General features: G+C 68.3%; 3 protein-coding genes and 3 pseudogenes. 2 read left to right on the top strand and 4 right to left on the bottom strand.

The window, feature by feature from the left end; all coding sequences use genetic code 11:
* Positions 1-84 precede the first annotated feature (84 nt).
* Both H8R17_RS44555 and H8R17_RS44550 read left to right on the top strand, forming a co-directional pair.
* Positions 85-1,149, top strand: a pseudogene (locus H8R17_RS44555) (thiopeptide-type bacteriocin biosynthesis protein); the annotation flags it as partial.
* Positions 1,146-1,799 (top strand): annotated as a pseudogene (locus H8R17_RS44550) (lanthionine synthetase LanC family protein); the annotation flags it as partial. The pseudogenes H8R17_RS44555 and H8R17_RS44550, both read left to right, overlap by 4 nt.
* A gap of 369 nt (positions 1,800-2,168) precedes the next feature.
* Here the strand turns inward: H8R17_RS44550 and H8R17_RS44545 are convergent.
* The 4 genes and pseudogenes from H8R17_RS44545 to H8R17_RS44530 form a co-directional block, all read right to left on the bottom strand.
* The gene (locus H8R17_RS44545) at positions 2,169-2,510 is read right to left on the bottom strand and encodes a hypothetical protein (RefSeq protein ID WP_187828857.1); all 342 of its coding nucleotides are present in this window, start codon (positions 2,508-2,510) and stop codon (positions 2,169-2,171) included.
* Positions 2,511-2,556: 46 nt separating this feature from the next.
* The gene (locus tag H8R17_RS48400; protein WP_262506034.1) at positions 2,557-3,027 is read right to left on the bottom strand and encodes a hypothetical protein; all 471 of its coding nucleotides are present in this window, start codon (positions 3,025-3,027) and stop codon (positions 2,557-2,559) included.
* 449 nt (positions 3,028-3,476) lie between these two features.
* Entirely contained in the window at positions 3,477-4,046 is a 570-nt protein-coding gene (locus H8R17_RS44535) for a DUF6262 family protein (RefSeq protein ID WP_187828856.1), read from the bottom strand.
* A pseudogene (locus H8R17_RS44530) lies at positions 4,043-4,458 on the bottom strand (site-specific integrase); the annotation flags it as partial. The pseudogene H8R17_RS44530 and the gene H8R17_RS44535, both read right to left, overlap by 4 nt.

Genomic DNA, 4,458 nt, shown 5'->3' with positions numbered 1-4,458 from the left:
GCGGCCGTCCTCGTGCCCCGCACCCACCCCCCTCAAACCGCTGACCAGCCGCGATGAGCACAGGCAGGGCTATCTACAGCTGCCGTAATAGAGGGCGACCGGCGCCTCTTCCTCGACCTCGACGAGGTCGGCCACCGTGCGCTTCTGCGCAGACACCTCGACCGGACGCGCCTGGCCGTACTCGTTGAGGCCCCGGAACCAGAGGCGTACGGCTGGTGCGGCGGGCGAGTCCACGAGGTCGTGGTGCCACTCAAAGCAACCAGGCCGTCGACATGGCCGCCACTGCCAGCCCCCAGCCGGGCCCGTGTCCTGTCTGCGGCCCAGATGCAGACGCCTGCCTCTTCGTCGGTTCTTCTGGCTGCCCTCTACGGTGACCCCCGCCGCCAAGACGTCTTGCTCTTCCGGCACCTGCCCGGCCTCCTCGAACGGCTCGGCAACCCGCCGTGGTGGTTCATCCGCTTCCGCGACCCGGACCAACACCTCCGCGTACGCATCGCCCTCCCCGACCCGGAAGCCTTCGCCGACACGGCCCGAACGGTGAGTGCCTGGGCCGACGAGCTACGACGCATCGGCCTGCTGGCCGACCTGCGCTATCCCACCTCCTACCGGGAGATGGGCCGCTGGGGCTCCGGCTCCGCATGGGAGGCAGCCGAGAATGTGTTCCGGGCGGACTCGTGCGCCATCCTGGCCCAGCTCACGCAGCCACAGCGTCCCGGACCGCGCACGCTGGTAGCGGCCCAGACGGTCGCCATCACCTCCGCGTTCCTCGGCACCATCGAGGCCGGAATGAAGTGGCTGATCGACCACGTCCCGCCGACAGCCCCCGTGCCCGTTCCACGCCCGCAGTTCACCGAGGCCGTACGGTTCGCCGACCCGAGCGACGACTGGTCAGCCCTGCGGAGCGTCCCGGGCGGAGACGCCATCGTGTCCGGATGGGCCGACCGGGAAGCGGCACTCGCTGCCTACCGGCCGCACCTGCCCGGCCCGGACACCCAGGGCATCGCCGTCGACGACGTCCTGACCTCCCTGCTGCACGTTCACTTCGTGCGCCACGTCGCCGTGAACTTCCCGGAGGAAGAGGTGTGCCTCTACCTGGCGCGTGCCGCTGCCCTGGCCTGGACCGCCCGCACCAGGGGGAGGGCTTCGTGACCGCCCACCCCGCGCTCGGCCTGGTCGACGCCATCGCTGCTCAGCTCGCCGACCCCGACACCGTGCCCCTCGGCACCAGGATACTGTCCCCGGACCGGCAGCACCTCGCCTACGGCCCGCCCGGAATCGCGCTCCTGCACATCGAGCTGGCCGCGAACGGTCTCGGCCCGTGGCAGCGCGCCCACGACTGGCTCGCCGCCGCCTCCCGGAAGCCGCTCACCAGCGGCCCGGACAGCCACCCGTTCTACGGAGTGCCCGCCTTCGCCCATGCCCTGGCCTGTGCCGCCGACCACCTTCCCGGCTCCTACCAGCGCGCCCTCGACGTGATGGACGGACAGATCGCAGTCGATGTCGGACGCCGTCTCGACGCCGCACATCGCCGCATCGACGCCGGACGCCTGCCGCCGCTCGCCGAGTTCGACGCCGTCCGGGGCCTCACCGGATACGGCGCCTACCTACTGCGCCGAAACCCCGGCAGCTCCACGATGCGCGCCGTTCTCGACTACTGCGTGCGCCTCACCGAACCGATCACCCACCACGGCGAGACTCTGCCGGGCTGGTGGGCGGAGACCGGGCCCTCCGGCAGCCCGGACGACCGATTCCCCGCTGGGCACGCCAACAGCGGTATGGCCCACGGCATCGGCGCGTTATCTTAGGTTGTCAAGTATTGTTGCAGGTCAAAGACTCAGTAGTCGACAAGGCACGTTAGGCACATAGTGAAAGGGGCTTGCGTTCTGGAGAAGGACAGCGGGCGGAGACGCGGGCCGGCGCACAATGCTTTGGCGGCGGCCCGCACTCTATTTGCGCAGTGACGAATGCGAGGCCCTGATAAGTCACGTGGCCGCACAGGCGGACGATCCGCCGCCGCGCGAAGGGGATGACCACCGATGACGTCGCGTAGGGTCCGCCCTTGATGATGGCGGCGTCTTCGCCCGGCGGGGCTCCCGGCACGCTGCTGCGTGTCGGTCCGTCGGAGCCGTGACGCCCACGCATCCGCGCGGGTGTCTGGCGCGATGGGGTCAGGTGAGTCGCCGTCCCATCTTCGCCGACTGCCGGTTGTATCCCTTCGTGTCCCACCACTCTTCCAGATGGGCATGGACGAGGTGCACGAGCTGCCGCAGTCGGTCGGGAGGGGGCGCGGGCGAGGTGAGCACATCCACCCAGGACTTGTCGTCCCAGGGCAAAGCGACCACCCAATGCTCATCCGGGTGGCCTTGGCGTCCCACGGTCAGCCAGTACGTCAACGTTGCGCTGCGGTCCGGATGGTGTTCGACCGACATCTTAATGACGTCGAAACGGAGTCCGTCAGCGGTGACATAAGAGCTACTCAGGGCCTGCTCGGCTGGTGTCTGTTCCTCCACCGGGACAAACCACCCTCTCACCTCGGTCCGCGCCTCAGCGTGGTGTCTAGCAGGGGGCAGCAGCGCTGGCGACGGCCGGCTGGTTGACCTTGTAGGCCGTCAGGAGGTCGTTGGTCCCGGCCGGGGTACCGATGATAGTGCGGAACTTCTCCACTCGCGGGCACTGATTGAGGTAGGTGGAGTAACCGCCACGGCCATTGGGGTCTCCGGACCAGATGGCGGCGTTTATCTTCCGGTCCATCGTGCTGTTCCAGCCGTGCCGCGCCTTGATGTGCTTCCAGCCCCACGTGCTTGTGCCACAGCGCAGAGTGAAGAACTGGGGCCCTCGATGGTACTTCTTCAGGACGTAGTTGCGGCTGTGGCTCCTGCACTTGGCGTCAAAGCTGTCGGCCGCTGCTGTGACGGTCTCCCCGGAGGCGGAGGACGCTGCGGACGCGGAACCGGCCGCCGGGATCAGCAGGGCCGACATCGCGGCAGCAGCAGCCAGCGCTGCCTTGACGGAAGTGTTGAAAGGCATGTGTTCCCCTCTGTTCTCCCCGTGGTCAGCGGGGAGTTGGTGTGAAGCGCGCCTCATTGGTGACGCGGCTCCACCGTTGCATCGCTGACTGCACACCGTCAACCTAATTCCTATCAGTCCGTCCAGGCGCAGGTTTCACAACTGAGCAGGCCAGCCCCTCACACCACACCGGCACCTGCGATTTCGGCTTCTCCGCTGACGACGTTCCCCCGGGCCCCTTTGCGGCCAGTGCTGTCCGATCGCCCTGGGCATGGCCTTGCCCGGTCTCGTCCCGGGGCCAGCGCCTCACCGACACGCGAGCGGGCGATGACCCACTCCTGCCAGTCCCGCTCGGCCACGGCCGGATCGGCCTGGATGCGCTCGGGTTCCTCCTTCAACTCGCCAAAGTTTGGGGCGGGTTAACCCAAGTTGGCATAGCCCCCTCGTCGTCGTCTTCCGGCATCGTGCCGTCATCCCTCTCGGTTCTGATCACGCATCATGTTGCGCAGGGCCTGCCGGGCTGCGATCAGGTCGTCCTGAGCCCCGGTGAGCTGGTTCTGCAGGCCGTCCCGGTCAGCTTCGGCGCGGATCAGCTTGTCGGCGAGCTCCTGGTTGGCCGCGGTGAGTTCGTTGATGCGGGAGACGAGTTCAGCGTGGCCTGCTTGTCCGACTTGCTGTCCGAGGCCGCGCTGGACGGCGGCTTTGAGCCGGTCCCGCTCCTCCCGCAGGGCCCGGAGTTCGGCGCGAGCCAGTTCCAGGTCGGTCGCCATGCTCGCCGGGCTGGCTGCGGCACCGGTCTTGCGCTCCCGAGCCTTGCCTGTGGTCTGGGCCTTGCGTGCGGCCTCGATGTGCTCGCGCACGCCCTCGGCGTAGACGAGCCAGTTCGATACCTGGGCGGCCTTGGCGACGCCGAGGAACGTGATCGGCTCGCCCTTGGCCTTCATGTCGTCCACGACGGCGAGGACCTTCGCCCGTTTGGCTAGGCTGTCCTTCTTCCTGGCCTCGCGGAGCACGTCGGCGGGGGTGCGCTTGGCGGTCACGTTCCGACCTCGTCGGCAGGGCGGACGACGGGCATGGGCAGGGCGACCGGTCCGGAGGCAGCGGAGCCGGCGCGCAGGCGCCGCAAGATCTTGCTGCCCTCTTCGACCTCGTGGCGTTCCTCGTCGGGCATGGACTCCATCTTCGCTTTCATCTTCTTGATCACGTTCAGGTAGTCCGCGATCTCGCCTTCCATGCCCTTGATCGTGTAGTCGGCCGCGCCCATCGCGCGGGCCAGCTCCAGGTTGGCCTTCAGGCTGCGGACCTGGTCTTCGATGGCGGGCAGGTGCGAGGGGTCAGGGCGATACGACCCGCAACCGGAGCACTGGAAGCGGATCGGGCAGGCATTGCCTCCGGCCTTCACGTTGGACGGCTCGACGCAGTTGCCCCAGGGCACGGCGACCGACCGCACCT

The sequence above is a fragment of the Streptomyces sp. TRM68367 genome (assembly GCF_014495685.1).
Taxonomy (GTDB): Bacteria; Actinomycetota; Actinomycetes; order Streptomycetales; family Streptomycetaceae; genus Streptomyces.
The sequence above is the reverse complement of the archived record's forward strand: the minus strand, read 5'-3'. Positions and strand labels throughout refer to the sequence as shown.

Excerpts from the sequence above, each read along its gene's own strand:
- H8R17_RS48400 (WP_262506034.1), bottom strand. The coding sequence starts at position 3,027 with ATGCCTTTCAACACTTCCGTCAAGGCAGCGCTGGCTGCTGCTGCCGCG.